Source organism: Streptomyces sp. NPDC058457, assembly GCF_042720695.1.
In the GTDB taxonomy this organism is placed as follows: Bacteria; Actinomycetota; Actinomycetes; order Streptomycetales; family Streptomycetaceae; genus Streptomyces.
In genome coordinates this window covers 1-26,187 of the sequence record NZ_JBHXLU010000094.1, presented here as the reverse complement: position 1 = coordinate 26,187, position 26,187 = coordinate 1, and the positions used below count along the sequence as shown (strand labels likewise).

Sequence of the window (26,187 nt, the reverse complement as noted above, 5' to 3'; positions counted from 1 at the left end):
CCGTGGTCGGACAGCGCCGGACGCGCAGGGAGGACCGCGGGCGGACTAAGCCCTTGGAAGCGTTGGTGCTGGGCATGAGAGCCTCGATACTTGTTTGTACGTGCATGTGTTTTGTCTGTACAAGATCCGCCGGAAGAATCGAGCGGAGGGCTAAAGCTTGCATGAACATGTATCTTGTTGTCAACGCGCCGCCTGATAGGGAGCTGCCCATGACGACCACGATCTCCTATGCGTCGGCCGCCTCGTCCGACCAGGCCATGTGGGGGAGGGTCCTCGCCCTGCACGCGCACGTGGAGCGGCAGCTCACCCAGGCCCTGCAGCGCAGGCACGGCATAGGCCTCTCCGAGTTCCGCGCCCTGGAGTGTCTCGTGCAGGCCGAGGACGGCGAGCTGCGCATGCAGGAACTCGCCGACAAGGTCGGGCTCGGGCAGAGCTCGGTGACGCGGCTGGTGGGGCGGCTCTTCGCGGCAGGCTTCGCCTTCCGGGACCTGTGTCCCGACGACAAGCGCGGTGTCTATGCCGTCATCACCGACGACGGCAGGCGGCGCTACACGGACGCGCGCGGCACCTATTCCGAGGTCCTCAGCGCCGCACTGAACACCGCCGGTGCCGCCCCCGAGCTGGCCGGTACGGTCCAGGCGCTGCGCAGCGCCCTCTGAGCGACGCCGTCGCCCCCGCCGGCCGGGCCCGGAGGGGAACCCCTCGCCGAAAGCCCACCACCCGGCCGGCTTTCGGCGTTTCAGCGGCCCGAAATACATAGTTCATCAAGCAAACTTGACGCTCTCATATGCCTGGTGGCCGGTGATGTGCATCACTTATTGCGGGCACATGTACATGCTTGACTCTGCATGCATCGCATGTACGGTTAGTCGCGGATCGATCACGGGGGAGTGATGTGGAGCCGGCCGAGCTGATGGCTGCCGGGCTCCGCGGGTTCCATGGCGCGACTCGAGCGCCGTCACCCCCCTCGGCATGTCGCTTTCGCATGGACAGGTGCACGAAGTGGGGGAAACTGTGCCATCACCACGCCTTTTTGACACGCTTGCCGCGCACGCCCGGTGTCGGCCCGACCAGGTGGCCCTGATCCGGGGCGAGCGGCAGATGACCTACCGCCGGCTGGTCGGCCTCGCCGAGGAGCTGGCCGGCACCCTGGACGGACTCGGGCTCGACCGGCGGCAGCCGCTCTGCGTGCCCGCGCACAAGACGCCCGAGACGATCGCCCTGCTCATCGGCGCCTTCCGGGCCGGCTGTGCGGTCCTGGCGCCCTCGCCCGAACTGGGCCCCGCCGCCCGGGCGGAGCTCGCCGCGCAGGCCCGCTGCTCCCGGACGCTGACCGTCGACGCCCAGGGTGTGCTGGACACCGCTCCGGTCGTGCCGGACGAACAGGCCGCCCGGGACTTCGGCACCGTGGACCCCGCCGCGGCGCCCCTGCTGCTCACCACCTCCGGCTCCACCGGCACCCCGAAGATCGTGCCCATCCCGGGCGACGGTTTCGACCGGTTCGCCGACTGGGCGGCCGGCCGGTTCCGCCTCACCGGGCAGGAGACCCTGCTCAGTTACGCACCCCTGAACTTCGACCTCTCCCTGCTCGACGTGTGGACCGCGCTGCGGCTGGGCGCCCGGGCCGTTCTCGTCGAGCAGGAGTACAGCGCGGACGCGCGTCACCTGCAGGACCTGATCACCCGGCACGAGGTCACCTTCGTCCAGGGCGTGCCGATGCTGCACCGGCTGCTCACCCAGGACGGTGCCGTGCATCCCACGGTCCGCACGGTCGTCTTCACCGGGGACGCGCTGCCGGAGGCACTGCTGCGGCAGCTCGGCACGGCCTTCCCCGGCGCCCGCTTCCACAACGTCTTCGGGTGCACCGAGACCAACGACAGCTTCGTCCACGACGCCGACCCCGCCGTCGCCGGTGCGCAGACCCCCATCGGCCGGCCGCTGCCCGGAGTGCGGGCCCTGCTGCTGGACGGCGAGGGCCGGGTCCTCGACGGTCCCGGCACCGGTGAACTTCTCGTGACCACACCGTTCCAGACCTCCGGCTACCTGCAACGCTCCCGCAACGAGAGGGTGTTCGTGCCCGCCCCCGACGGCGGCGGCGAGGTCTTCTACCGCACCGGCGACCTCGTCACCCGGGACGCCGACGGCCTGCACTGGCTGCAGGGGCGCACCGACTTCCAGGTCAAGGTCCGCGGAGTGCGGACCAATGTGCAGGAGGTCGAGAACGTCCTGGCAGCCCACCCCGAGGTCGCCGAGGCCGCCGTGGTGGCGATCCCCGACCCGGAGGCCGGCTACCGGCTGCACGCCCAGGTGACCCGGCGGCCCGGCACCTCGCTCACCTCGCTGAGGCTGCGCTCGCACAGCGCCGAGCGCCTGCCCCGCCATGCCATCCCGTCCTCCGTGTACGTGGGCGACACCCCGCTGCCGCGCACGTCCACCGGAAAACCCGACCGCAACCTCATCAAGGCAGCACGACAGAAGGGAAATCCCGCATGACCTCCCTGGCGGACGAGATTCGCGGCTATGTGGTCGCCGAGTTCCTCGACGGAGAGGACACGGCCGACCTGACCGCCGAGTTCGACCTCATCGACAACGGCGTGGTCGACAGCCTCGGCGTGGTCCGGATCGTCTCGTACCTCTCCCGGACCTATGCCATCCCGATCGACGACATCCCGCTGACCCCGGACAACTTCCGCAGCATCGGCGCCATTTCGGCGTTCGTCGAGGCCACGGCGAAGACCGCCGCCTGAGGCGGTCTCCGGATCTCCGCAGAGAACCCGGAACGAGAGAACCCGGAACGCACTCCGGAGCGCTTCCAAAAAAATCCTCCGGACGAACCCCTCACACACCAGGAGACACGAATGATCGTCCGCAGCACCAGCGAGCTCGCCGCCGTCGAGTGGGGCAACGGCACCAGCCACCGCCTGCTCACCGAGGCCGACGGCATGGGCTTCACCGTGTGCGAGACGCTGGTCCGCAAGGGCACCACGAGCGCCCTGCAGTACCGCCGCCACCTCGAAGCCTGCTACTGCACGGGCGGTTCCGGCGAGGTCGTCACCGCGTCCGGCGAACGCTACAAGATCACCGAGGGCACCATATACGCCCTCGACGAGAACGACGCGCACTACCTCGTGGCCTCCGACTACGAGGACCTGAGACTCATATCCGTGTTCAGCCCGGCCCTGCGCGGCGACGAGAAGCACACGCTGTCTCCCGACGGCTTCTCCCAGTACTGAGTTCCGCGATCCGGGGCCCGCCCCCGCCGGCCGCGGCGCGGGCCCCGGCCCCGACCAGCGACGTACCGGAAGGCAGCACACGTATGACACCCGCACCGTCCGCACCGCGGACCACCGGCACCGGCCCGGACCCGTACACCCTCGTCGCCCCCTGGGCGGACGAGCTCAACCACGACGTCGAGGAGTGGGACTCCCGAGCGGAGTTCCCCTGGGAGAAGTGGAAGACGATCCAGCGCTCCGGGCTGCTCACCGTACCCTTCGAGACGAAGTACGGCGGCCGTGGCGGCACCCTGACCGACACGATGCGCGCCCTCGAGGGCCTCGGGCGCACCTGCCGCGACGCCGGCCTCGGCTTCTCCGCCTCCACGCAGATCGTCAGCGTCGGCGTCCCGCTGCAGGCATTCGGCTCCGCGGAGCTCAAGGACCGCTTCCTGCCCCCGGTCGTCACGGGCGACCTGGTCACCGCGCACGCCATCACCGAGCCGGGCAACGGCTCCGACGCCCTGAACATCTCCACCACCGCGACCAGGGACGGTGACGACTACGTCGTCGACGGCGGCAAGATGTTCATCACCAACGCCCCGATCGCCGACCTCTTCCTGCTGTACGTACGCACCGGAAAGCCCGGTCCGTTCGGCCTGAGCGTCTTCCTCGTCGAGCGGGACACCCCCGGCCTCAGGGTCGGCGAGCCGCTCGGCAAGATGGGGCTGCGCACCTCCCCGCTGAGCGAGGTGACCTTCGAGCGGCTGCGCGTGCCCGCCACCCGGCGCATCGGCCAGGAGGGCGCCGGCTTCCTGATCCTCGACCACGTGATGAAGCGGGAGATCCTCTTCTCCTTCTCCCTCACGCTCGGCGAGATGGAGCACAGGCTGGAACGCGTACTCAGGTACGCCAAGTCCCGCCGTCAGTTCGGCGAGCCGATCGGTGCCTTCCAGGGCGTCGCCCACAAGATCGTGGACATGAAGATCGCGGTGGAGACCGCCCGCAAGTGGCTCACCGACACCGGCGCCAAGGTGCAGTCCGGCCAGGACGCCGCGATCGACGTCGCCGCCACCAAGACCGTGGTCAGCGAGGCCAACAAGCGCACCGCGCTCGACGCCGTCCAGATCTTCGGCGGCCAGGGCTATCTCACCGCCACCGGAGTCGAGCGGGACGTCCGCAACGCGGTCGGCGGAACCATCTACTCCGGCACCAGCGAGATCCAGCGCAACCGCATCGCCTCCCTCCTGGGCCTGTGAGCCGGAAGCCGACGAAAGGGCCACCAATGAACGCACTCACCCCGGACGACCTGCGACGGCTCACCGCGCCCACCGACTTCCTCGACTACGAGAGCGAGGCCGTCCAGTCCCTCGTCGACGAGGCGGTCACCGACCGCGGCGCGGGCAAGCGCCGGCTGGCCGTCGAGCTCTACCACGCCGTCCGTGACGACGTCTTCTACGAGGTGTACGGGGCGGACCTGTCCGAGCAGGGACTGCGGGCCAGCCACACCGCGGCCACCCGCAAGGGCTTCTGCCTGCACAAGTCGGCGCTGTACGCGGCGGCCTGCCGGGCCGTGGGCATTCCCGCCCGCGTCCACTACGGCGATGTGCGCAACCACCTCGCCTCCGACCGGCTGCGCGCCCACATCGGCGGGGACGTCTTCTTCCACGGCCTCAACTCGGTCCATCTGGACGGCAGGTGGGTCAAGGCCACCCCGGTCTTCAACAAGATCCTGTGCCGGCTGTACGGAATGAAGCCGCTGGAGTTCGACGGCACCGCCGACAGCCTGCATCATCCCTTCGACGACCAGGGCCGCCAGAGCATGGAGTTCCTGACCGACCACGGCGGCTTCGACGACGTTCCCTACGAGTTCGTGATGGCGAACATGCGCCGCAGGCACCCCGGCTTCCTGAACGCCGACGGCACCGGCACGGTCCGCGGCGGCTCGCTGGCCGCCGAGGCGTCCGCCTGATGCGGCCCGACGACCCCGACGGCTCCGGACGACGAGGAGACACGGAGATGAGCACCATCCGAGCCCGGCAGGACGGCTGGGAGGCGCGGGCGCGCATCGGCCTGGTCGTACCGCACGCGGACGTCGGCCCGGAGTCGGAGTTCCAGGCGATCGCGCCCGAGGACGTGTTCGTGCACGGCTCGCGCGTCCACTTCGGCGCGATGCGGGCCGGCGGCGAGATGGACCCGAAGATCCCGCACGACCCGGTGCGGGCCTTCGTGGAGCCGCCGCACATCGACAACGCGGTGGAGTTGCTGGCCGCCTCCCCGCTCGACGCGATCGCGCTGGGATTCACCAGCTCCGCCTACGTCCTCGGAGCGGCCGGCGAGAAGGACCTGTTCGCGCGGCTCGCCCGGTTCACCCGGGGACTGCCGCTCACCGGCACCACCACGGCGGCCGTGGCCGGTTTCACCGCGCTCGGCGCCCGCCGGATCGCCCTCGTCAACCCGCCGTGGTTCGACGACCGGCTGTCCGGGCTCGGCGCCGACTACTTCACCGAACAGGGCTTCGAGGTCGTCCACCACGGCCCGTGCGGGCTGCCCAGCAACCAGAAGCTGATCACCCCCGGGGCCCTGTCCGAGTGGATCCGCACCACGGTCGCCGGGCACCGGCCCGACGCCGTCCTCGTGGCCGGCAACGGCATCCGCGCGGTGGGCGTCGTCGACGCTCTGGAACAGGAGCTGGACTTCGCGCTCCTGACCGCCAACCAGGTCCTGTTCTGGCACGCCCTGCACCTGGCCGGAGCGGCCGGAGCGGCCCACGGGATCGCCGGGTACGGCCGGCTGTTCGCCGCCGAGCCGCCGGGCGGCACGGCATGAGCCTGCTGGCGGCCGATGGGCACGTGGCCCTGTTCGTCACCGACGAGGGGGACGCCCGCCGGGTCCCCCTCGTCTGCTGGCGCGACGACGGCACCTCCGTGCACGGCATGGTCCTCTACCGGGGCGCCCTGCGCCGGGCCGAACACGTCTCAGGCTTCCGCCGCTACGCCCACCCCCTGGAGGACGACACGCCCGTGCCCCGCACGGGGGCGCCCGGACCGGCCCCCAGGTGACCGGGGCCCGCACCCGTCTGTGATCATTCCGAAGTCGTGGAGCGGGAACCTCCGGCCCCGGGATTCCCTCTCACGAGTCGAAACAGAGCGTTCACAGCGTGTGCATGGTCCTGGACGGACGGCTGCGATCACCATCGGTCCAGGACCAAGTGCCGCCGTCACACCGGGGGATCCGTATGCCCAGCCGCCGCCGTTTCCTCACCGGAGCCGCCGCCGCGCCCGTCGCGCTCGCGGCGGTCACCGGGTGCGAGGACGGGGGCGGCGCACAGCCGGCCGCCGGGCAGCCCCGGCCCACCGTCAGACCCGCCGTGGCGGCACCGACCGCGCAGCCCCGCTCCGACCGGCTCAACTTCGTCGTGATCCTCGCCGACGACCTCGGCTACGGCGAACTCGGCTCCTACGGCCAGCAGCTGATGCACACCCCGCGGCTGGACACCCTCGCCGCCGAGGGCCTGCGCTTCACCCAGGCCTACGCGGCCGCACCGGTGTGCGCGCCCTCGCGCTGTTCGCTGCTCACCGGCCTGCACGGCGGGCATGCGACCGTACGCACCAACCCCTGGGGGCCCGGCGGCCAGGGCGCCCTCACCGAACGGGACTTCACGTTCGCGGAGGCGCTCAGTGCGCTCGGCTACCGCACCGGTCTGATCGGCAAGTGGGGCTTCGGACCCAACGCCCCGGACCAGCCGAGCCACCCCAACGCCCGTGGTTTCGAGGAGTTCTACGGCTACCTCACCCACCACCACGCCCACGACTACTTCCCCGAGTACCTGTGGCACAACGGCACCCGCGAGGAGATCCCGGCCAACAAGGGCGGAGCCCAGCAGGTCTACGCCCCGGACCTGATCTCCGAACGCGCCCTCGGCTTCCTACAGGCCCACCGCGACGAGCCGTTCCTGCTCTACCTGGCCCCGACCGTGCCGCACGCCCCCAGCAAGGACCCGCACGTCGGCGCGTACGCCGACCGCCCCTGGACCGGGCCCGACAAGCGGCACGCGGCCCAGGTCACCACCTTCGACACCCTCGTCGGCGACGTCACCGACAAACTCACCGCACTCGGCCTGGCCGACCGCACCGTCGTCCTCGTCACCAGTGACAACGGACCGCACGAGGAGGCCGGCACCGACCCCGAACTCTTCGACGGCAACGGCCCGTTGCGCGGCTTCAAGCGGAACCTGTACGAGGGCGGCATCCGCGTCCCGTTCATCGCCTGGTCCCCGCGGCACGTCAAGGCCGGCACCACCGACCGGCCCACCCCGCTCACCGACCTGCTGCCCACCCTCGCCGACCTCGCGGGCGCACCCGCCCCTACCGACGTCGACGGCCTCTCCATCGCCCCGCTGCTGCGCGGTTCCGCCCCGGCCGCCCGCCATGACAGCCTCTACTTCTACCGCAACCACAACGGCGTCACCGCCCGCCAGAACGCCGCCGACCACGGCCGCGGCGACCGGCTCGCCGAGGCGCTGCGCCACGGCGACCTCAAGGCGATCCGCTTCGCGCCCGGCCAGAACCGTCGCGTCCCGGACGACCAGTGGGACGTGGAGCTGTACGACCTCGCCCGGGACCCCGGCGAGGAGCACGACCTCGCCGCCGCCCGGCCCGCCCGGGCGGACGCGCTGGTGAAGCTGATGCACAAGTCGTGGGCGCCGGTCTACCCACGCAAGCCCTTCGGCGTGACCCTCGAAGTCAGCGGAAGGGGAGCGGAGTTCACGGTCACCGCCACGCTCGCCAACGGCTCCGCGCGCCCCTGGAACGCCGCCCGGCTCATCCTCGACACCCCGAGCGGCTGGCTGGCCCACACCCGGGACACGGCCAACACGCCCCGCCTGGACCCCGGCGAACGCCACACGGTCCGCTGGCGGGTCACCCGCCCCCAGGTCTCCACCGCCACGACCCTCACCTGCCGGGGCACCGCCCACCACGGGGACGGCGAGGTGACGTACACGGCGACGACGACGGTCACCTGACCAGCGGCGGCCGCTCACCACGCACCCGTGCCGGTACCGCCCACCACTGGTCCGGGCGGTCCACGACCGCGGCGTCCGGACCGGTGTCGAGGTACCGGGCGAGGCGCAGCAGGTACGCCGCGATGCCCGCCGCGCCCTGCATCCAGGAGGTGCCCGGCGGCAGCAGCGGCGACTCGATGCGGTACTCGACGAACCGCCAGCGGGCGCCGGCCCCGTCCCGGACCGCCCGCTCCACGAGCGCGTCACCCATCCGCACCGCCGCGCCCGTCAGCGTGTCCGCCCGCGGCGTCCCCGCGAGGTCCTGCGCCGCGTCGAGGAGGACGTCCCCGACGCCCGCCGTCCCGCAGCAGCGGCCGTCGTTGTCCCAGAAACCGGGGCGCAGCCGCTCCGGCAGTCCCGAGGTGAGGATCGAGGTCAGACAGCGCTGCCGCAACTCCTCGACGTCATGCCCCGCCACCTCGGTGACGCCCGCGTGCGCGAGCGCCGCGAACAGGTGCGAGGTGCCCGCCGGGCCGTGGCACCAGGTGTACGTCACCGGCTCCACCTCCCGCTTCGACGGCGGGATGGTGTGCGGGACGACGAAACCGCCGTCCGCGAGCGAGCCCATGGCCAGCACATGGCGGGCCGCGTCCACGGCGGCCGCGACGAAGTCCTCGCGGTGCAGCGCGGCACCCGCCACCGCCAGTGCGGCGCCCACCCCGGCGGCGCCGTGCGAGTAGTTCGGGCAGCGCCACTCCGTGCTCGGCGAGATCCCCCAGTCCAGGCCCGTCTCCGTGCGGTCCGCCATCTGCAGCAGGGCCTCGCCGCCGGTCCTCGCGATCGCCTCCGCGTACTCGCCGCCCGCCCAGACGGCCGTCATGACCACGCCCGCGACGCCCATGATGATGTCGGTCAGGGGAGCGTCGGAATCCGGCACGAAGGCGGTGGTGGTGCGCCAGCCCTCGGGGGTCGCGAGCTCGGCCAGCCGCCTCAGCACGACGGCCTCGCCGCCCGGGGCGAGGAGCCGCAGCGCCGTGGCGTGGCCCGCCAGGCCGATGTAGAGGGAGGGTTCGGTCACGAGGGGTGCCTGGGCCGACAGGCGGCTCACGATCCCGGCCGCCAGGGTCTGTTCCGGCCCGCTCAGCGCCCGGTACCGGGCGATCTCCGCCAGTGCCGGGGCCAGGCCCGCGATGCCCGAGTACAGCGAGTCCCGGTCCCCGTCGGGCGCGAGGTCCCCGGGGTCCTCCTCCGGCACCGACTCCGGCAGCCAGGGACCCTCGTCCTCCCGTACCTGCCCCAGCACCCACGCCCAGGCGGCCTCGCCCAGGTCTCTGTACACGTCACTCGTCGTCACCCGGACACGCTACCCGGCCCGGCCCGCCGTCCGGTCCGGCTGCCAGCCCAGCGCCCGGGAGATCCCGCGGGCCGCCAGCCGCACCGCCGGGACCAGCACCGGTACCTGGGCGTCGGCCTCGGGCACCACCACCGAGACGGCCGCGACCACCTGTCCGGTCGCCCCGCGCACCGGAGCCGCCACCGACAGCGCGTCGTCGGTGACCTGACGGCTGCTCACCGCGGCACCCGTACGCCGGACTTCGGCCAGCGAGCGGCGCAACCTGTCCGGATCCGTGACGGTGTACGGCGTGAAGGATGCCAACGGACCGGTGCAGTACTCCTGTTGGAAGTCAGGTGGCTCGTGTGCGAGCAGGGCGAGCCCCACCCCTGTCGCGTGCAGCGGCCAGCGCGCGCCCACCCGGATGTGGACGCCCACCGCGGAACGTCCCGAAAGCCACTCGATGTAGACGACCTCGGTTCCGTCCCGCACCGCCAACTGGACGTTCTCGTGCGTCGCTTCGTACAGGTCCTCCAGGTAGGGCAGCGCGATCTGCCGCAGCGCCAGTCCGCGCGGTGCCAGCGCGGCCAGCTCCCAGAGCCGCAGGCCCACGTGGTACAGGCCGTCCGCGTCCCGTTCCAGCGCGCCCCATGCGGTGAGCGCCCCGACCAGCCGGTGCGCGGTGGTCAGGGAGAGCCCGGCCCGGCGGCTGATGCCGGACAGGCTCAGCGCCGGATGCCCGTGGTCGAAGGCGGCCAGCACCGCGAGCAGCCGGTCGGGCGCGGACCGGGCGGCGGCGGTCATGGCCGGTCGGCGACGCGCAGCAGCAGTGCGTGGAGCGCGGTCCGCTCGGCGGGGTCGAGCGGGCCCAGCAGCTCGTTCGTCACGCGCTGGCCCGCCTCGTCGGTGTCCCGCAGGAACGCCCGGCCGGCCTCGGTCAGCACGACGATCCGGCTGCGGCGGTCGTCGGGGGAGGGGCGCCGCTCGGCGAAGCCCAGTTTCTCCAGGTCGTCGACCAGGCCGACGATCGCGCTCGGGTCGTAGCCGAGCCGGGTGCTCAGCTCCCGCTGGAGCGAGCCTTCCGAGCCGGCGAGGAAACGCAGCACCGCGTAGTGGCGCAGCCGCAGCCCCGACTCCTGCAGGAACGTGTTGAAGAGCTGCCCCGAGCGCAGCCCCAGGCGGTACAGCAGGTAGCCCGTGTCGGCGTGCAGCCCGCGCATCCACGGCTCGTCCGCGTCGATCGAGGTCGGGTTCTCGGTGTGCTGGCGGGTGATGGCGGGCTCCCTGGTACGGGCCCCGGCGACGGGGCGGGCTGTCGGACAGATTCCAGCATGAGGCACCCATAGGTCGGCAACAACTATTGACGACAACAATTATTGCTCTTAGCTTCGATCTCGAAAGCCGCAGGTGGCCCCCGGGGCCGCCGTCGTCGTCTGTGAAGGGACCGACCGTGCCCACCATCGATCTCACCGGCAAAGCCGCCGTCGTCACCGGCAGCGGCCGGGGCCTGGGCCTCGCCTATGCCCACGCCCTCGCCGCCCACGGCGCCTCAGTGGTCGTCAACGACGTGGACGAGACCGTCGCCGAGCAGGCCGTGAAATCCATCGCCGAGGCCGGCGGCACCGCCGTCGCCGAGGTGGTCCCGGTCGGCACCGCCGAGGCCGCGGAGCGGCTCGTGAACAGGGCGGTCCAGGAGTTCGGCCGCCTCGACATCCTGGTCACCAACGCGGGCATCCTGCGCGACAGGGTGCTGTGGAAGATGACCGACGACGACTTCGACGCGGTGATCGCCACCCACCTCAAGGGCACCTTCACCTGCGCCCGCGCCGCCGCCGTCCGGATGCGCGAGCAGGGCGAGGGCGGCACCCTGATCCTGGTCGGCTCCCCGGCCGGCCAGCGCGGCAACTTCGGCCAGACCAACTACGCCGCCGCCAAGGCCGGCATCGCCGCGATGGCCCGTACCTGGTCGATGGAGCTGGGCCGGGCGGGCATCACGGTCAACGCGATCGTCCCGGTGGCCGCCACCGCGATGACCGAGACCATCCCGGCCTTCGCTCCTTACGTCGAGGCGATGAAGAACGGCGAGCCGCTCCCGGACTTCCTGCGCAAGGGCGAAGGCTTCGGCACCCCCGACGACTGCGCGGCCGTCGTCCCCTTCCTGGCCTCCGAGGCCGCCCGCTCCATCACCGGCCAGGCCATCGGCATCGGCGGCGACAAGGTGGCACTCTGGTCGCACCCGCAGGAGATCAGGGCGGCCTACGCGGACGGCGGCTGGACCCCGGACACCCTGGCCGACGCCTTCCCGACCTCGGTCGGCGCCGAACTCCAGACGGTCGGAATCCCGGCGCCCAAGCTCCCGGAGGCGTGATGGACATCGAGGCTCTCACCGCGATCGACGTCCACACGCACGCCGAGGTCTCCTCCCGCGGGCACTCCTCCCTGGACGACGACCTGCACGCCGCCTCCGCCGCCTACTTCAAGGTCGAGGGCGCGCGGAAGCCGACGATCGAGGAGACGGCGGCCCACTACCGGGAGCGGAACATGGCGGCCGTGATCTTCACGGTGGACGCCGAGTCCGCGACCGGCACCGCGCCGGTACCGAACGAGGAGGTGGCGGAGGCCGCCGCGGCCAACGCGGACGTGCTGATCCCGTTCGCCTCCGTCGACCCCTTCCGGGGGAAGGCCGGGGTCAGGCAGGCCCGCCGCCTGGTCGAGGAGTACGGGGTGAAGGGCTTCAAGTTCCACCCCGGCATCCAGGGCTTCTTCCCGAACGACCGCGCGGTGGCCTACGGCCTCTACGAGGTGATCGAGGAGACCGGCACCGTCGCCCTCTTCCACACCGGCCAGACCGGCATCGGGGCCGGCGTCCCGGGCGGCGGCGGGATCCGGCTGAAGTACAGCAACCCGCTCCACGTGGACGACGTGGCGGCCGACTTCCCGCACCTGAAGATCATCCTGGCGCATCCGTCCTTCCCCTGGCAGGACGAGGCACTCGCCGTCGCCACCCACAAGCCGGGCGTGCACATCGACCTGTCCGGCTGGTCGCCGAAGTACTTCCCGCCGCAGCTGGTGCAGTACGCCAACACGCTGCTCAAGGACAAGGTGCTGTTCGGCTCCGACTTCCCCGTCCTCACCCCCGACCGGTGGCTCGCCGACTTCGAGAAGCTGCCGATCAAGGACGAGGTCCGGCCGAAGATCCTCAAGGAGAACGCCGCCCGCCTGCTCGGGCTGACCAAGTCGTAAGGGGCCGTAGATGCGCAACGAGGGACTGGGGTCATGGCCCGCACGCCGGGCCCGCAAGACCCCGCACCGCACGGCACTGGTGTTCGGCGGGCAGCCGACCGACTACCGCACACTGCACGCACGCACCACCCGCCTGGCCCACGCCCTGCGCGCCCGGGGCATCCGCCGGGGCGACCGCATCGCCTACCTCGGCCCGAACCACCCCGCCTACCTGGAGACCCTGTTCGCGGTCGGCACCCTCGGTGCGGTCTTCGTCCCGCTCAACACCCGCCTGGTGGGCCCCGAGATCGCCTACCAGCTCACCGACTCCGGCGCCAAGGCCCTCCTCTACGGCCCCTCGCACGCCGGCCTGGTCGCCGGCCTGCCCGGCACCACCGACGTCCGGACGTACGTCGAAGTGGGCCCGGAGTACGAGGAGTTGCTGGCAGCCGCGGTCGACGACCCGATCGACGAACCGGTCGCCCCTGACGACACCTGCATCATCATGTACACCTCGGGGACGACGGGGCGCCCCAAGGGCGCGATGCTCACGCACGGAAACCTGACCTGGAACGCGCTCAACGTCCTGGTCGACACCGACCTGATCGCCGACGAACGCGCCCTGGTCTCGGCCCCGTTGTTCCACACGGCGGGCCTCAACATGCTCACCCTCCCGGTACTCCTCAAGGGCGGCACCTGCGTCCTGGTGGAGGCCTTCGACCCGGAGGCCACCTTCGACCTGATCGAACAGCACCGGATCACCTTCATGTTCGGGGTCCCCACGATGTTCGACCAGGTGGCCCGCCACCCCCGCTGGCCGGACGCCGACCTGTCCTCCCTGCGCATCCTCACCTGCGGCGGGTCCCCGGTCCCGACCCCGCTGATCGCGGTCTACCAGGAACGGGGGCTGACCTTTCTGCAGGGCTACGGCATGACCGAGGCCGCACCCGGCGCCCTCTTCCTGGACGCCGAGCACGCGACCAGCAAGGCCGGCTCGGCGGGCGTGCCGCACTTCTTCACCGACGTACGGGTGGTGCGGCCCGACCTGACCCCGGTCGACGTCGGCGAGCCCGGCGAGATCATGGTCCGCGGACCCCATGTCATGCCCGGTTACTGGGGGTTGCCGGAGGAGACGGCGGCCTCCTTCGCGGACGGCTGGTTCCGCAGCGGGGACGCGGCCACGGTCGACGAGGACGGGTACGTCTTCGTCGTCGACCGCCTCAAGGACATGATCATCTCTGGGGGCGAGAACATCTACCCCGCCGAGATCGAGGACGTGCTCCTCGCCCACCCCGGCATCGTCGAGTGCGCGGTGATCGGCGTACCGGACGACAAGTGGGGCGAGGTGCCGCGCGCGGTGGTCGTGCCCCGCGAGGGCGCCGTCCTCGACCCCGACGAGGTGCTCGCCTCGCTGGCCGGGCGGCTCGCCAAGTACAAGGTCCCCAAGTCGGTGGTGCTCGCGGACGAACTCCCGCGCACCGCCTCCGGAAAGCTCCTCAAGGCCCGGGTGCGCAAGCGCTACGGCTCTCCCGACTCCTAGCCAAGGAAACCCACATGACCGTCACCGTCAACGGCCTCGACGAACTGAAGAAGCTCGCGGGCAGCGACCTGGGCACCAGCGACTGGATCGAGGTCACCCAGGACCGCATCGACACCTTCGCCGACGCGACCGGCGACCACCAGTGGATCCACGTCGACCCGGAGCGGGCGGCCGCGGGCCCCTTCGGCGCCCCGATCGCCCACGGCTACCTCACTCTGTCGTTGTTCATCCCCCTGTTCACCGAGCTGCTGGACGTCCAGGGCGTCACCACGAAGGTCAACTACGGCCTGAACAAGGTGCGTTTCCCGGCCCCGGTGAAGGCCGGCGCCCGGATCCGGCTGGCCGGCCGGCTGGCGGAGGTCGAGGAGGTGCCGGGCGGCGTGCAGATCGCCGTCGACGGGACGATCGAGATCGACGGCGGGACCAAGCCCGCCGCCGTGCTGCAGAGCCTGTCGCGGTTCTACGCCTGATCAGGCCGCTCTGCGCAGGGTACGGATGTGCTGCTGCGCGGTGCCGGCGGCGTTCTTCAGCTCGATGCGGGCGTGCTCCTGCTTCATCGGGCCTCCAGCTGTGCGGTGTGCTCGGTGACACCGGCCTGGGCGGTGGCCGGCACCGGCGGAAGTTCCGTGGCCAGATAGCGGTCCAGGCGGCCCACGACGGCCTCCAGTTCGGGGCGGACGGCTTCCGTGGCCCGCGCGGCGTCGTCGAGGAGGTGGCGCAGGCCGTGCAGGGACTCGAAGTCCCCGGCGCGGCACGGCTTGTGCGTCCGATCGCAGAGCACCGGGTCGGGGGTAGGGACGGTGGGTGGACTGCGGGAGGTGGCGGCGCCGTTCGTGGCGCCCGGTCCGGCGGGCGTTGCGATCCGTACCCGGCTCAAGGGTCTGACCGGCGAGGACGAGAGGGTGCTGTGCTCGCCCGGCGCGGCCACCTCGCGCGCATCCACAGGCTTCAGACGGGGATCGCGACGATCACGCACCACCTGTCCCTGCCCGTGGGCGAGAAGGGCAGCAGGCACGCTCCGGGCGGCTACCGCTCGCGCAAGGAATGGCATGCCGAGTCCCGCCGTCTGCACGTCCTCGAAGACCGGCTCCAGGCGGCGCGGGCCCACTGGCAGGCCGGGGTCGTGCACGTGGTGCGCGGGGGGAAGCGGCTGCTGACCACACGGCACCACCTGGAGCAGGCGCAGCTGACCGAACAGGAGTGGCGTCGGCGATGGCAGGCCGAACGGCGCTTCCTCCAGGCGGACGGCGAGTCCGGCAAGCGGTACGGCAACGAGACCATTCGCGTCACCCCCGACGGTGAGGTCTCCCTCAGGCTCCCCGCGCCGCTCGCGCACCTGGCGAACGCCCCGCACGGCCGGTACGTCCTGGCCGCGACGGTGTCGTTCGCGCACCGGGGCGAGCAGTGGGCCGACCGGATCACCGCCAACCGGGCTGTCGCCTACCGCATCCACGAAGACACAGGCCGGGGCCGCTGGTACCTCACCGCCTCCTGGACCACCCCGACCGTCCGGACGATCCCGCTGGAGGCGGCCCGCGTGAACGGTCTGGTCGGCGGCGACACCAAAAACTGATCTCCGGCATGCCCGTGGCCCGGCTGCGGGCCCGGCTGGTGAGCATGGCGGCCGAACTCGGCATCCCCGTCATCGCCGTCGACCCCGCCTACACCTCCCGGTGGGGTGCCCAGCACTGGCAGAAACCCCTCACCAGTACGAACAGGAAGACCACACGCCACGACGCAGCTGCCGTGGCGATCGGAAGGCGCGCCCTGGGACACCCGATCCGGCGTCGGACGGCACCGCCCCGCACCCACCAGAGCGATGGGTGCGGGCATCGGACCGTCCAGGCCGGACCAGGCACCCCAGGACGTGAGGGACACCGCCCCCGCATTCCTGGACCACGGACACGATCCGTGCCGCCCGGACGCGGAGCGAACGCGGTCGACCAGAACGCCCACCACCGTCCGGGGCGTTCGGCTGAGCACGAGTTCTGGCAACAGGACTCACTCCCGCTCAGTCTCGAGAAACGGTTCGATGTATGCAGTATGTGGTCGCCCGCTGCATAGATCTATGGGGTCCGCCGCGAAGGCGCGGGCCCGGCGGGTGACCCGGAATGGCCCCCACGGCTTTTCCCGAAGTCGGGGATCCGCCGGTCCCCGTATAGGGCGCCCGCGGAATTGCTCGACTTAATTCAGCGGTCCGGGAATTTGTCCGCGGAATATCCGGGCGGGAGAAAACCCCCGCACCTCAAAGGCGCCCGATCGGTATCGGTATCGGCGACGTCGGGGCGCGGCGGGCAATCGCGGCCGACCCGCACTCCAACTCTGAGTAGCGGGTCGGACACGATTCACGCATGCATGCCGGGCCCCGGCGACTACGCAAGGTGACTAACGGGCGACGATTCGTCAGGAACCCACCACGTCCACGAAGATGGGGTTGGAATAGAACCACGTGTCCGCCCACGGGTCGCCGTTCCCCGGCTCGTGCGGGACCGGGCCGTGCGGGTCGATCGCCGCGCCCAGATAGCCCGTTCCGTTGCGCTTGCCGTCGCTGCCGCGCAGCCGCACGTAGAACGACTCGTCGCCCGCGGTGAGCGGGATGCGCAGGGTGTAGGTGCCCCGGCGGCCGGACACCTCCTTCGACTGCACGACCTTGGTGTCCGGCGCCTGCCAGGTGTCGCGGTCGGCGACCGGGCCGCGCACCGCGCCCCGGATGACGTCGACGTGCGCCAACTGGGGGAGGATTCCCTGGGCGTTGACCCGGGACGCGGTCGTCACCGTGACGTTCAGGGTGATCCGCTCGCCCTTGCGGACGCGCAGCCGGCCCCCCAGCGTGACACCGGCGCCGTGGTCGCAGTCCCGCGTCAGCCGCACGTCCAGGCCGTCGAGCAGGTGCCCGTGGTCCAGCCATACCCGGCCCGCGCGCAGGCCCGCCATCACCGCGCGGTAGCCGTACCGGGTGACGCCGACGTGGGTCCGGCTGAACTCGCCGGGCCAGAAGTCGCTGCCGGGCTGCGGCGTGTCGGTGCTCACCGGGTCGGGCAGCTTGCCCGTGTTGTCGAAGTTCTGCCCCGGCAGCCAGTCGCCGTTCTTCCAGGTGTCGAAGACCGTGCGGTGGTTGTCGGAGTTGGTGGTGATGGTGAACAGACGACCCTCGGACAGCATCGCGTCCCACAGACCGCCGACCGTCGCCGTAGCCCAGTCGAAGCCGCCGTACGTCAGATAGGCGTCCGCCGGGTAGCCGGCCCAGGACTGCGCGGAGGGCTTGTTCTCGTACTCGCCGCGGATCGAGGTGGCCCCGCGCCAGCCGGGGATCGCGGCGCCCTGGGCGCCGGGCGCGCCCTCCATGCCGATCATGATCTCGGAGGCCTCCTCGTTCCCGCCACCCCACCCCGCGTCCCGCCAGTTGCGCATCTCGTGCGGGGAGTCGATGCCGAGCCGCAGCGGGTGGTTGGCGAGGACGAGGACGTCGTCGACATAGCCGGTACGTCGCTGCTCGGCCAGCCACTGGATGGCCTTGACGGCATGCGCCTCGTTGCGGGCGGTGTCGGCGGCACCGGCCGACCCCTCGGTGTAGCCCAGGAGCTTGCCGTCGTAGGCCAGCTCGAACTGCGTGAGCAGGTCGGTCTCGTGCGGGCCGGGTGCGGCGAACACCGTGCAGTGCTCGGCGGCCGGGATGTACCACTCCAGGCCCTGGAAGATCAGCTGGCGCGGGTTCTCGGCACGGGCCTTGAGGATCTCCGCGTGCTCCAGCTTCGCGCCGTAGTAGGCGTGCCCGAAGTTGGAGTGCTCGTTGAACACCATCCAGTCCAGGCCGTACTTGGCGGCAGCCTGGGCCTGCTGGGAGAACGTGTACTTGGCGTCGTGGCTGTACACGGAGTGGACGTGGTGGTCGCCGACCAGGTAGGCGAGGCGCGGGTCCTCGCCGCCCAGGCCCCGGTTGGACGCGGCGAACGCGGGGGTCGCCGCCGACCCGAGCGCGAACGCGGCGCCGAAGAGGCCAGCGCGGCGCAGGAGTCCACGTCTCGACATGCCCTGCGGGTCGAGGTCGGCGGCGGAGACGGAGGGATCGGCCCAGGTGGGCAGCTGCTGCTCGGTCATGATGATCCTCGTAACGGGGGTCAGTGGGTCATGAAGGAGGAGACGGGCAGTGCCCGGGAGACGATCCGGACGTCGCCGAGGCGGCCGTGCAGGATCTGGTCGATCTTGTCCGCGTACTCGTAGCCGCCGAGCAGCCAGGGCTTCCCGGACGAGGCGATGCCGACCGCGGCGGCGTGCGGGTTGCGGGCCACCGGGCAGCCCTGCACGTACATCGTGGTGTGCTTGCCGTCGTTGACGACGGCGAGGTGCCACCAGGTCTCGCGGGCGGTCTCGTCGCCCCAGTTGGTGGCCAGCTGCTGCTGGTTGAGCGGGTGGACGGCCCACTGCGTGCCCGGACCGTCGGTGATGGAGAGGGTGGCCAGCGGCTCGTCCGGGTCGTCCGTGACCGTGCCGACGGAGCCGTTGCGGCCGGTGCGGCTGACCAGCCCGGACCAGGCGTTGTGCGAGGCGTCCCAGTCCGCGGGCAGCCGGTAGAACGCCTCGATGGTGTAACCGTCCTTGAACGTCTGTGAGTTGAGCGGGGCGCCGTCGACCGTCCTCAGGTATGCGCCCTTCAGCGGCGACTTGTAACCCGTGAACTCCAGGCTGCCGTGGCCCGGCTGGTCCGGGTGGTGGTCCGCCGACCAGCCGAGGGTGCCGCCGCCCACCGAGACCAGGGTGAGGTCATTGCCGTTGCCGGACAGGTCGCGGACCGTGCCGGAGACCGCCGAGTCGAACCGCCAGTAGGCGGCCGTGCCCCGGACCAGCAGCTGCGACGCGGGCCGCGCCGGGCGGACCGGCACCGGGTCGAAGCCGGCGAAGCGGTCCGCGAAGTCGATGCCGACGGAGAAGCGGTCCTCGTCGCCGCTGAGCTCCATCTCCTGCCGCTCCAGCTCGTTCAGGCCCTTCTTGGCCCGGCCGAGGATCCACGGCGAGACCGTCTCCACGTCGATGACGTTCCGGTCCAGGTCGAAGTGGTAGAGGCGGATCATCGCCGCGCCGCCGAAGTACCGGTTCTGGTAGTTCGTCAGGTGCAGGTGCACGTCGTTGCCGGCCGCGTTCTTGCGGGTCGCGCGGCGGGCCGGCCAGAAGTGGCCGTTCAGGGTGAGGAAGATCTGGTCGTGCTCGTTGACCAGCTGGTCCCACAGCTGCTGCCCGTACGACGACAACGCGTCGTCGTCCACGACCAGTTCGTGGGTGGTGAGGATGACCGGCGCCTTCGGGTGCGCGGCGATGACGTCCTTCGCCCAGGCGTACCCCTTGGCCGACAGGCGCCAGTCCAGCGCCAGCACGAGCCACTCCCGCCCGGCCGCCCTGAACAGGTGGTAGGTGTTGTAGCCGTCCGAAGAGGCCCCGCCGAACGTCGGCCTGTCCTTGAAGCGCTGCGGGCCGAAGGCGTCCAGGTACGGCGTGGCACCGCGCTGGTCGTCCGTGGACGACCTGATGTCGTGGTTGCCTGCCAGCACGCTGTAGCCGACCCCGCGCCGGTCGAGGATCCCGAACGCCTTGCTGATCGCGGCGAACTCCTCCGCGGCGCCGTTCTGGGTGAGGTCGCCGAGGTGGGACAGGAAGACGATGTTCTCGTCGGATTCGCCGCCCTGCTCCAGCAGATAGCGCAGCGACGCCTCGATGGGCGCCGGGTTGATGCTCGGCCCGTCGAAGAGGTACTGGGTGTCGGGCATCACCGCGAGGGTGAAGCGACGGCTCTCCGGGTCGGGCCGCCGGCCGGAGCCGGAGGACGCCTCGGCGACGGCCGGCAGCGCGACCCCGGCGGTGGCGGCTGCGCCGAGGAGCGCGGTGGCTCTGAGGAAGTTGCGTCGGCCGGCTCCGGCCTGCGCGGCCTCGCCCTGGATGTGGTCATGCGAAGTACACACGAGTGCTCCGTGAGTAAGCAGAAGTGACGGCGAAGGGCGTGGGGGGTCTCGGAGGGCGGATCTCGGAGGACGGGTCTCACAGCACGCGCAGGGTCCAGCTCCAGTGGTGGAGGCCCGGTGCGACGAGGTAGGAGGGGAAGGTGTCGGGACCGCACGACGCCGTACCCAGGCCCCGGTGTGCGGCGTCGATGTGGACCACGCAGCCGGTCCGCGGCACGAGTTCGTCGTGGTGCGTGACGGCGGTGAGGTCCTCGGCGCGGTATCGGCTGACGGAGACCTGGCGGGGCTCGTCCAGCTCGACCGCGAGCCCGGTGGCGTCCGGCGCCGACAGCGTGAACCGCCGTACGCCGTGCCGGCCACCGCTCTCCTGGGGCCGCAGGTAGGGCGTGAACAACTCGTCCACGGGCAGCGAGTGGTGGCCGACCGGGGCTCCGGCGGCACGGTCCGGGTACGACTCCCAGGGACCCTGACCGAACCACTCCAGCAGATCGAGCCCGGCCACCGTCTCGAAGACCGAGCCGACCCGGGCCACGTCCGCGAACTCCTCCGGCAGCTCGGCCGACTCGTCGACCCGGACACCGCCCTCGACCGGCGTGAACTCCTGCCGGTGCCGTACGACCCCGACGGTGCCGGCGTACTCCGCGAGCACGGTCACCCGGGCGCCGTCGCGGCGTACCGAGACCACCTTGCGCACCAGCTGGTCCAGGCCCCAGGTACGCCAGCGCAGCGCCATCCCGCCCAGCTCGTCGTTGTCGGTGGGCGCCCGCCACAGCGACAGCGTCGGCGCGCCGGTGAGCAGGGGATGCAGCAGCAGCCCCTCGCCGTCCACCTCGACGGCCGGGCCCGCAGGCACCGCCCGCCCGAGCGGGTCCGCGGCCCGGATCCGGATCTGCGGCGCGCAGATCTCCGTACCGGCCGGCGCCCACGCCTGGTCCTCGGCGACCGTCACCCGCAGCGTCAGCCACGCCTCACCGCCGTCCGCCGGCACTTCGAACGGCAGCGGTACGGCCGCCGTCTCGCCGGGGCACAGCTCGGGCAGCTCGGCCGGGCCGGTCAGGGTACGGCCGTCGGCCAGCGCCAGCTCCCAGGTACCCGCCAGCCAGTCGAAGCCCCGGAAGTGCTGGTGGTTGGCGAGCACGATGCCCTCGTGCCGGAAGCACCGGATGCGGACCGGCGCCGCGATCTCCCGGTGCTCGTACATCGCGGGCTTCGGGGTGCGGTCGGGGAAGACGATCCCGTCCGCGACGAACGCCCCGTCGTGCAGGGCCTCGCCGAAGTCGCCGCCGTACGCCCAGCGGTGGCCGGGCGCGGCGACACCGTTGTCATACAGTCCGGCGCCCGTGCGCCCGACCGGTCTTCCGTCGCTCACCCGCTGGAGAATTCCGTGGTCCCAGAACTCCCAGATGAACCCGCCCTGAAGCCCCGGAGTGGACTCGATGGCGGCCCAGTGGTCGGCGAGCGTGCCGTTGCTGTTGCCCATCGCATGGGAGTACTCGCACTGGATCAGCGGCTTGGTCTGCTCCCCGGACAGGGCGTGCGCCACACAGTCCTCCAGCGACGCGTACATCGGGCAGGCGATGTCGGAGGCAACGTCCGGGTCCGCCCAGCCGCGCTTGGCCGCCCCCTCGTACTGGAGCGGCCGGGTCGGGTCGTGCCGCCGCACCCAGCCCGCCGCCGCGTCGTGGTTCGCCCCGTAGTCGGACTCGTTGCCCAGCGACCAGATGATGACCGACGGGTGGTTCTTGTCGCGCAGCACCATGCGCGAGACCCGGTCCACGAAGGCGTTCAGGTAGCGCGGGTCGTCGGCGATCTCGTGGGCGTGGTCGTGGGACTCGATGTCCGCCTCGTCGACGACGTAGAAGCCCAGTTCGTCGGCGAGGTCGTACAGGGCCGGGTCGTTCGGGTAGTGCGAGGTGCGGATCGCGTTGAACCCGAACCGCTTCAGCAGCACCAGGTCCGCGCGCATGTCGTCGTACGACACCGTCCGCCCGGTGAGCGGGTGGAAGTCGTGCCGGTTGACGCCCCGGACGAACACCCGCTCGCCGTTGACGAGGAGGTCCCGGCCGACGATCTCGACGTCCCGGAAGCCGACACGCTGGTACGCCGTGTCGGCGACCGTGCCGTCCGCGCGGTGCAGCCGGACGGTCAGCCCGTACAGCTCGGGCTGTTCCGCGTTCCAGGTGCGCACGTCGGACACGACGGCGTGGATGCGGGCCTCGCCCAGGAAGTCGGAGACCCGGTCGTCCTCGGTGTTGAGCCGGTCGAACTCGGCATCCTGCGCGAGGAGTTCACCGTCGAGTTCCCCGGTGACGTACCAGCCCCCGGGCAGCGCCCGGTCGCCCGCCGCGTTCCGCACCTGGCAGTCCACGCGCAACTCGCCGTCCCGCCGGGCCCGTACGGTCACGTCCGCGAGCCGGAACGGGTCGGTCGCGTACAGCAGCACCGAGCGGGTGATCCCGCCGTGCCACCAGTGGTCCTGGTCCTCGATGTGCGTGGCGTCCGACCACTTGACGACGGTGAGCCGCAGGACGGACCGCCCGCCGGGCCGGACGACCCCGGTCAGGTCGAACTCGGCCGCCAGGTGCGAGTCCTTGGAGACGCCCACCGGCCGCCCGTCCACATGGACCAGGAGCACGCTCTCCGCCGCGCCCACCTGGAGCACGATCCGCCGCCCGGCCCACTCGGCGGGGACGTCCAGCTCGCGCTCGTAGACCCCGGTCGGGTCGGCGGCGGGGGAGTCCGGCGGGAACTCACGGAACGGCATGGTGACGTTCGTGTACTGCGGCAGGTCGTCGGTGTCCTGCACGGTCCAGGCGCCGGGGACGTACGCCGTGGACCAGGAGCCGCCGACCGGCGCGTCCGGGGCCGGCAGCAACTGGAAGCGCCAGTCGCCGTCCAGGGGGAGCGCTCCGGTGCGCCGGTCGACGGCGTTCATGGGGAGCCGTCCCCAGGAGGTCACCTCGGGTGCCTCCCAGGGGCGGAGGGCGATCAGGGGATCGGCGGGCCGGGGCCCGGGGATCGACGGATCGTTCATCGTCGGATGGCTCCCTTTTCTGGTGACGTCAGTTACGTGGCTGACACGGGTGAGGCGGCGGGCCCGGGCAGGACGCGTCCGGCCAGGCCCCAGTCCGGGTCGACGGGGATGCCGAGCCGGTCCAGGACGGTGGGGGCGATGTCGACGAGGCGGGGCGAGTCGAGCCGGGTGCCGGCGGGCGTGCCGGGCTCGGCGAGGATGACGAACACCTCTCGTTCGGCGTCCGTGTCGCCGCCGTGGCCGCCGGTGTCGAGGTGCCCGTGGTCGGTGGTGACCAGTACGGTCCACCGCTCGCCGGAGCGGCGGGCGTCGATCGCCGCCAGCAGCCGTCCGAGGTGGGTGTCCTGGGCGAGCAGCGCGTCGTCGTAGGCGGGGGAGAGCGGGCCGGCGGCGTGGCCGGCCTCGTCGGTCGCGCCGAAGTACACGAACAACAGGTCCGGGTCGTGCTCGGTGAGCCAGCGGACGGCGGTGCGGGCGACGAGGTCGTCCGCGGTCGCGTAGCCGTCGCTCTCGCCGTCGTGGTGCACCCGGCGGCCGATGGCGGGGCCGAGGACGCCGCGGTGGACCAGCTCCGGCCAGGAGACCGCGGCGGCGGTGCGCAGGCCGGGGCGGGCGCCGGCCGCGCGGCTGAGGAAGTCGGGGTGGCGGGTGTAGTCGGCGCCGTGGAAGTCGTTGCCGGTCACCCCGTGGCGGTCGGGCCACACCCCGGTCAGCACGCTCGACCAGCCGGGCCCGGAGTCGGTGTAGGCCATGCTGGTCGACGGCCCGTCCTCGGCCTGCCCGTCCGTCTCGCCGTAGGGCAGCAGGCTGGTGCCGTGGGCACCCGCGGCCAGCAGGCCGTGCAGGACGGGTGCGTGCGCGCCGGGCCGGGTCAGCCGGTCGTGGCGCAGCCCGTCCATGCCCACCACGAGCACCCTGCCGTCCCGACCGCTGTCCCTCACCGGATTCCTCCTCTGTCCTGCACGGGTCAGGTGCCCTGCACCGCGCCCTCGGTGGCGCCCGCGATGAAGCCGCGGGCGAATATGGCGAAGACCAGCACCAGCGGGAGCGACGCCATCAGCACCCCGGCCATGACCATGCTGTAGTCGGTGGTGTGGCCGACGTTGAGCTGGGCGAGCTCCACCTGGAGGGTCACGTGGTCGGGGTTGGTGAGCACGATGAGCGGCCAGACGTAGTCGTTCCAGGCCCCGACGAAGGCGTAGATGGCGAGGAAGGACAGCGCGGGCCTGATCATCGGCAGCGCGATGTTCCAGTACTGACGGAAGAACCCGGCGCCGTCGATGCGCGCGGCGTCGAGGAGTTCGTCGGGCACGCCGCTCTCGATGTACTGGCGCAGCCAGAAGATGCCGAAGGCGTTGGCCAGGGCGGGCAGGGCCAGCGCCTTGAGCATGCCCACCCAGCCGATCTTGGACATGAGGATGAACTGCGGCAGGACGGCGAGCTGCAGCGGCAGCATCATGAACAGCAGCAGCGTGCCGAAGAGCACCTTGCGGCCGGGGAAGTCGAACTTGGCGAAGGTGAAGGCCGCCAGGGAGTCGATGAACAGCACCAGGACGGTGGTGACGGTCGCGACGATGATCGTGTTGAGCATCGACCCGAAGAAGTCGATGGTGTTCAGCACATGCCGGATGTTCTCCAGCAGATGGGAGCCGAAGGTGAACTTCGGCGGGCTCTTGTAGATGTCCTGGGTGGTGTTGGTCGCCATGACGATCGTCCACAGGAACGGGAAGACCGAGATCAGCACGGCCGCCATGAGGATGATGTGCGCGGTCAGGCCCTTGGGGCGGCGCAGCCGCCTCGCGCGCGGGGCCGGCCGCGTCGGGTCGGCTGCGGTCACGGCTTCCTCCCTCGTTGGGTGATGCGCCAGTTGACGGCGACGAGCACGATGATCAGCAGGAAGAAGGCCCACACGATGGCCGCGCCGTAGCCGTAGTCGTTGTTGAGGAAGGCAGACTGGTAGAAGTACAGCAGCGTGGTCAGACCGGCCTGTCCCGGGCCGCCGAGGTTCGCGTTGGCGGCGTTGCTGGCGAACAGCACCTGGGGTTCGCTGAAGCTCTGCAGGCCGTTGATGGTCGAGATGATGACGGTGAACAGGATGATCGGCCGCAGGATCGGGACGGTGATCTGGAAGAAGGTGCGGACCGGGCCGGCGCCGTCCATCTTCGCCGCCTCGTAGATCGACGTCGGGATCGCCTGGAGACCGGCCAGATAGATGATCATGTTGTAGCCGGTCCACATCCAGGTCATCAGCAGTGAGATGACCACCTTGATCAGCCACGGGTTGCTCAGCCACGGCACGGGCGAGATGCCGACCGTGCCCAGGATCGCGTTGACCAGACCGAAGTTGTTGCTGAACACCGCGCCGAAGAAGATCGCCACGGCCACGATCGAGGTGACGTTCGGGACGTAGAGCGCGATGCGGTAGAAGCCCTTGAAGCGGCGCACCGAGTGCAGCAGCGTCGCCAGCACCAGGGCCCCGAAGAGGGTGGGCACGGTGGACAGCACCCAGATCACCAGGGTGTTGCGGATCGACAGCCAGAAGACCGGGTCCGACCACAGGAACCTGAACTGCTGCAGGCCCACGAACTGCATGTCGCCCAGGCCGTCCCAGCGCTGGAAGGCCAGGTACAGCGAGTAGAAGACGGGGAAGAAGGAGAAGGCGGCGAAGACCAGGTAGAAGGGCGAGATCGCCAGGTATTGCCGCCAGTACGACAGCAGCCCGCGCCGCCCGGGCCGAGCGGTGCCCGCGGGCGTGGCGCGCCGCGGGCGGAACCGGGCCGGGCCCGGCCCGCGCGGGGTGGCGGGGGCCCCCGCCGGGGCCCGGGGCGGGGGGGTGGGGCCCCTCATTAAAGCCCCGCCGCGGCGGCGGGGGGGGGGGGCGGGGGGAGGG

The 26,187-nt window shown here is 71.4% G+C and carries 23 protein-coding genes and 1 pseudogene; 14 read left to right on the top strand and 10 right to left on the bottom strand.

Features of this window, described 5'->3' with window-relative positions:
• Positions 1-209 precede the first annotated feature (209 nt).
• The 9 genes from ACFWPS_RS44090 to ACFWPS_RS44050 all read left to right on the top strand — a co-directional run bounded on the left by ACFWPS_RS44090 (position 210) and on the right by ACFWPS_RS44050 (position 8,238).
• Positions 210-659 carry a MarR family winged helix-turn-helix transcriptional regulator gene (locus tag ACFWPS_RS44090; protein ID WP_383717100.1) on the top strand — a complete coding sequence of 150 codons (450 nt, stop codon included), beginning with the start codon at positions 210-212 and terminating at the stop codon, positions 657-659.
• Between the two features lie 313 nt (positions 660-972).
• Positions 973-2,493, top strand: a complete 1,521-nt coding sequence (locus tag ACFWPS_RS44085; RefSeq protein WP_383717097.1) for an AMP-binding protein — start codon at positions 973-975, stop codon at positions 2,491-2,493.
• Positions 2,490-2,747, top strand: a complete 258-nt coding sequence (locus ACFWPS_RS44080; RefSeq protein ID WP_383717094.1) for an acyl carrier protein — start codon at positions 2,490-2,492, stop codon at positions 2,745-2,747. The genes ACFWPS_RS44085 and ACFWPS_RS44080 overlap by 4 nt, the downstream gene beginning before the upstream one ends.
• 111 nt (positions 2,748-2,858) lie before the next feature.
• Positions 2,859-3,233, top strand: coding sequence for an ectoine synthase (locus ACFWPS_RS44075; protein WP_351716749.1), 375 nt, complete (start codon positions 2,859-2,861; stop codon positions 3,231-3,233).
• Positions 3,234-3,316: 83 nt separating this feature from the next.
• Positions 3,317-4,471 carry an acyl-CoA dehydrogenase family protein gene (locus tag ACFWPS_RS44070; RefSeq protein ID WP_383717091.1) on the top strand — a complete coding sequence of 385 codons (1,155 nt, stop codon included), beginning with the start codon at positions 3,317-3,319 and terminating at the stop codon, positions 4,469-4,471.
• Between the two features lie 26 nt (positions 4,472-4,497).
• Entirely contained in the window at positions 4,498-5,184 is a 687-nt protein-coding gene (locus ACFWPS_RS44065) for a transglutaminase family protein (protein WP_383717088.1), read from the top strand.
• Between the two features lie 47 nt (positions 5,185-5,231).
• Positions 5,232-6,041 (top strand): maleate cis-trans isomerase, encoded by an 810-nt coding sequence (locus ACFWPS_RS44060; protein ID WP_383717085.1) that lies wholly within the window; start codon positions 5,232-5,234, stop codon positions 6,039-6,041.
• A complete protein-coding gene (locus tag ACFWPS_RS44055) occupies positions 6,038-6,274 on the top strand; it encodes a DUF6253 family protein (RefSeq protein ID WP_383717082.1) in 237 nt (78 codons plus the stop codon). The genes ACFWPS_RS44060 and ACFWPS_RS44055 overlap by 4 nt, the downstream gene beginning before the upstream one ends.
• Positions 6,275-6,450: 176 nt before the next feature.
• Entirely contained in the window at positions 6,451-8,238 is a 1,788-nt protein-coding gene (locus tag ACFWPS_RS44050) for a sulfatase-like hydrolase/transferase (protein ID WP_383717080.1), read from the top strand.
• Here the strand turns inward: ACFWPS_RS44050 and ACFWPS_RS44045 are convergent.
• From ACFWPS_RS44045 to ACFWPS_RS44035, 3 genes are read right to left on the bottom strand one after another with little or no spacing between them, the layout of a single operon-like run.
• Positions 8,231-9,571, bottom strand: a complete 1,341-nt coding sequence (locus ACFWPS_RS44045) for a lanthionine synthetase LanC family protein (RefSeq protein ID WP_383717077.1) — start codon at positions 9,569-9,571, stop codon at positions 8,231-8,233. The two genes, ACFWPS_RS44050 and ACFWPS_RS44045, sit on opposite strands and share 8 nt — an antisense overlap.
• Positions 9,572-9,580: 9 nt before the next feature.
• The gene (locus ACFWPS_RS44040) at positions 9,581-10,354 is read right to left on the bottom strand and encodes an IclR family transcriptional regulator (RefSeq protein ID WP_383717074.1); all 774 of its coding nucleotides are present in this window, start codon (positions 10,352-10,354) and stop codon (positions 9,581-9,583) included.
• On the bottom strand, positions 10,351-10,770 hold the full coding sequence (locus ACFWPS_RS44035; RefSeq protein ID WP_383717144.1) for a MarR family winged helix-turn-helix transcriptional regulator: 420 nt from the start codon (positions 10,768-10,770) through the stop codon (positions 10,351-10,353). Before ACFWPS_RS44035 ends, ACFWPS_RS44040 begins: the two co-directional genes overlap by 4 nt.
• A 230-nt stretch (positions 10,771-11,000) precedes the next feature.
• Here ACFWPS_RS44035 and ACFWPS_RS44030 point away from each other — a divergent pair, with 230 nt between their 5' ends.
• Genes ACFWPS_RS44030 through ACFWPS_RS44015 form a run of 4 tightly spaced genes read left to right on the top strand, consistent with a single transcriptional unit; the run spans position 11,001 to position 14,782 of the window.
• Positions 11,001-11,918 (top strand): SDR family NAD(P)-dependent oxidoreductase, encoded by a 918-nt coding sequence (locus ACFWPS_RS44030; RefSeq protein WP_383717072.1) that lies wholly within the window; start codon positions 11,001-11,003, stop codon positions 11,916-11,918.
• A complete protein-coding gene (locus tag ACFWPS_RS44025) occupies positions 11,918-12,793 on the top strand; it encodes an amidohydrolase family protein (RefSeq protein ID WP_383717069.1) in 876 nt (291 codons plus the stop codon). Before ACFWPS_RS44030 ends, ACFWPS_RS44025 begins: the two co-directional genes overlap by 1 nt.
• 10 nt (positions 12,794-12,803) lie before the next feature.
• Positions 12,804-14,312 carry a long-chain fatty acid--CoA ligase gene (locus tag ACFWPS_RS44020; protein WP_383717067.1) on the top strand — a complete coding sequence of 503 codons (1,509 nt, stop codon included), beginning with the start codon at positions 12,804-12,806 and terminating at the stop codon, positions 14,310-14,312.
• Positions 14,313-14,326: 14 nt separating this feature from the next.
• Positions 14,327-14,782 (top strand): MaoC family dehydratase, encoded by a 456-nt coding sequence (locus ACFWPS_RS44015; protein WP_383717066.1) that lies wholly within the window; start codon positions 14,327-14,329, stop codon positions 14,780-14,782.
• Positions 14,783-14,865: 83 nt separating this feature from the next.
• Here ACFWPS_RS44015 and ACFWPS_RS44010 read toward each other — a convergent pair whose 3' ends face one another.
• Positions 14,866-15,189, bottom strand: a complete 324-nt coding sequence (locus ACFWPS_RS44010) for a hypothetical protein (RefSeq protein ID WP_383717147.1) — start codon at positions 15,187-15,189, stop codon at positions 14,866-14,868.
• Here ACFWPS_RS44010 and ACFWPS_RS44005 point away from each other — a divergent pair.
• A pseudogene (locus tag ACFWPS_RS44005) lies at positions 15,113-16,376 on the top strand (IS200/IS605 family accessory protein TnpB-related protein). The gene ACFWPS_RS44010 and the pseudogene ACFWPS_RS44005 sit on opposite strands and share 77 nt — an antisense overlap.
• A 339-nt stretch (positions 16,377-16,715) precedes the next feature.
• Here the strand turns inward: ACFWPS_RS44005 and ACFWPS_RS44000 are convergent.
• The 6 genes from ACFWPS_RS44000 to ACFWPS_RS43975 form a co-directional block, all read right to left on the bottom strand.
• Positions 16,716-18,410: a PHP domain-containing protein gene (locus ACFWPS_RS44000; RefSeq protein ID WP_383717063.1), complete on the bottom strand. Its 1,695-nt coding sequence runs from the start codon at positions 18,408-18,410 to the stop codon at positions 16,716-16,718.
• A gap of 20 nt (positions 18,411-18,430) precedes the next feature.
• Entirely contained in the window at positions 18,431-20,263 is a 1,833-nt protein-coding gene (locus ACFWPS_RS43995; RefSeq protein ID WP_383717061.1) for a LamG-like jellyroll fold domain-containing protein, read from the bottom strand.
• A gap of 76 nt (positions 20,264-20,339) precedes the next feature.
• Positions 20,340-23,297 carry a glycoside hydrolase family 2 TIM barrel-domain containing protein gene (locus tag ACFWPS_RS43990; protein WP_383717058.1) on the bottom strand — a complete coding sequence of 986 codons (2,958 nt, stop codon included), beginning with the start codon at positions 23,295-23,297 and terminating at the stop codon, positions 20,340-20,342.
• 32 nt (positions 23,298-23,329) lie between these two features.
• Positions 23,330-24,238 carry an alkaline phosphatase family protein gene (locus ACFWPS_RS43985; protein WP_383717056.1) on the bottom strand — a complete coding sequence of 303 codons (909 nt, stop codon included), beginning with the start codon at positions 24,236-24,238 and terminating at the stop codon, positions 23,330-23,332.
• A gap of 26 nt (positions 24,239-24,264) precedes the next feature.
• On the bottom strand, positions 24,265-25,134 hold the full coding sequence (locus ACFWPS_RS43980) for a carbohydrate ABC transporter permease (RefSeq protein WP_383717053.1): 870 nt from the start codon (positions 25,132-25,134) through the stop codon (positions 24,265-24,267).
• Positions 25,131-26,015: a carbohydrate ABC transporter permease gene (locus ACFWPS_RS43975; protein ID WP_383717140.1), complete on the bottom strand. Its 885-nt coding sequence runs from the start codon at positions 26,013-26,015 to the stop codon at positions 25,131-25,133. Before ACFWPS_RS43975 ends, ACFWPS_RS43980 begins: the two co-directional genes overlap by 4 nt.
• Between the last annotated feature and the right edge of the window lie 172 nt (positions 26,016-26,187).

Excerpts from the sequence above, each read along its gene's own strand:
- ACFWPS_RS44090 (WP_383717100.1), top strand. The coding sequence starts at position 210 with ATGACGACCACGATCTCCTATGCGTCGGCCGCCTCGTCCGACCAGGCC.
- ACFWPS_RS44085 (WP_383717097.1), top strand. The coding sequence starts at position 973 with ATGTCGCTTTCGCATGGACAGGTGCACGAAGTGGGGGAAACTGTGCCA.
- ACFWPS_RS44080 (WP_383717094.1), top strand. The coding sequence starts at position 2,490 with ATGACCTCCCTGGCGGACGAGATTCGCGGCTATGTGGTCGCCGAGTTC.
- ACFWPS_RS44075 (WP_351716749.1), top strand. The coding sequence starts at position 2,859 with ATGATCGTCCGCAGCACCAGCGAGCTCGCCGCCGTCGAGTGGGGCAAC.
- ACFWPS_RS44070 (WP_383717091.1), top strand. The coding sequence starts at position 3,317 with ATGACACCCGCACCGTCCGCACCGCGGACCACCGGCACCGGCCCGGAC.
- ACFWPS_RS44065 (WP_383717088.1), top strand. The coding sequence starts at position 4,498 with ATGAACGCACTCACCCCGGACGACCTGCGACGGCTCACCGCGCCCACC.
- ACFWPS_RS44060 (WP_383717085.1), top strand. The coding sequence starts at position 5,232 with ATGAGCACCATCCGAGCCCGGCAGGACGGCTGGGAGGCGCGGGCGCGC.
- ACFWPS_RS44055 (WP_383717082.1), top strand. The coding sequence starts at position 6,038 with ATGAGCCTGCTGGCGGCCGATGGGCACGTGGCCCTGTTCGTCACCGAC.
- ACFWPS_RS44050 (WP_383717080.1), top strand. The coding sequence starts at position 6,451 with ATGCCCAGCCGCCGCCGTTTCCTCACCGGAGCCGCCGCCGCGCCCGTC.
- ACFWPS_RS44040 (WP_383717074.1), bottom strand. The coding sequence starts at position 10,354 with ATGACCGCCGCCGCCCGGTCCGCGCCCGACCGGCTGCTCGCGGTGCTG.
- ACFWPS_RS44035 (WP_383717144.1), bottom strand. The coding sequence starts at position 10,770 with ATGCGCGGGCTGCACGCCGACACGGGCTACCTGCTGTACCGCCTGGGG.
- ACFWPS_RS44025 (WP_383717069.1), top strand. The coding sequence starts at position 11,918 with ATGGACATCGAGGCTCTCACCGCGATCGACGTCCACACGCACGCCGAG.
- ACFWPS_RS44020 (WP_383717067.1), top strand. The coding sequence starts at position 12,804 with ATGCGCAACGAGGGACTGGGGTCATGGCCCGCACGCCGGGCCCGCAAG.
- ACFWPS_RS44015 (WP_383717066.1), top strand. The coding sequence starts at position 14,327 with ATGACCGTCACCGTCAACGGCCTCGACGAACTGAAGAAGCTCGCGGGC.
- ACFWPS_RS44000 (WP_383717063.1), bottom strand. The coding sequence starts at position 18,410 with ATGACCGAGCAGCAGCTGCCCACCTGGGCCGATCCCTCCGTCTCCGCC.
- ACFWPS_RS43990 (WP_383717058.1), bottom strand. The coding sequence starts at position 23,297 with ATGAACGATCCGTCGATCCCCGGGCCCCGGCCCGCCGATCCCCTGATC.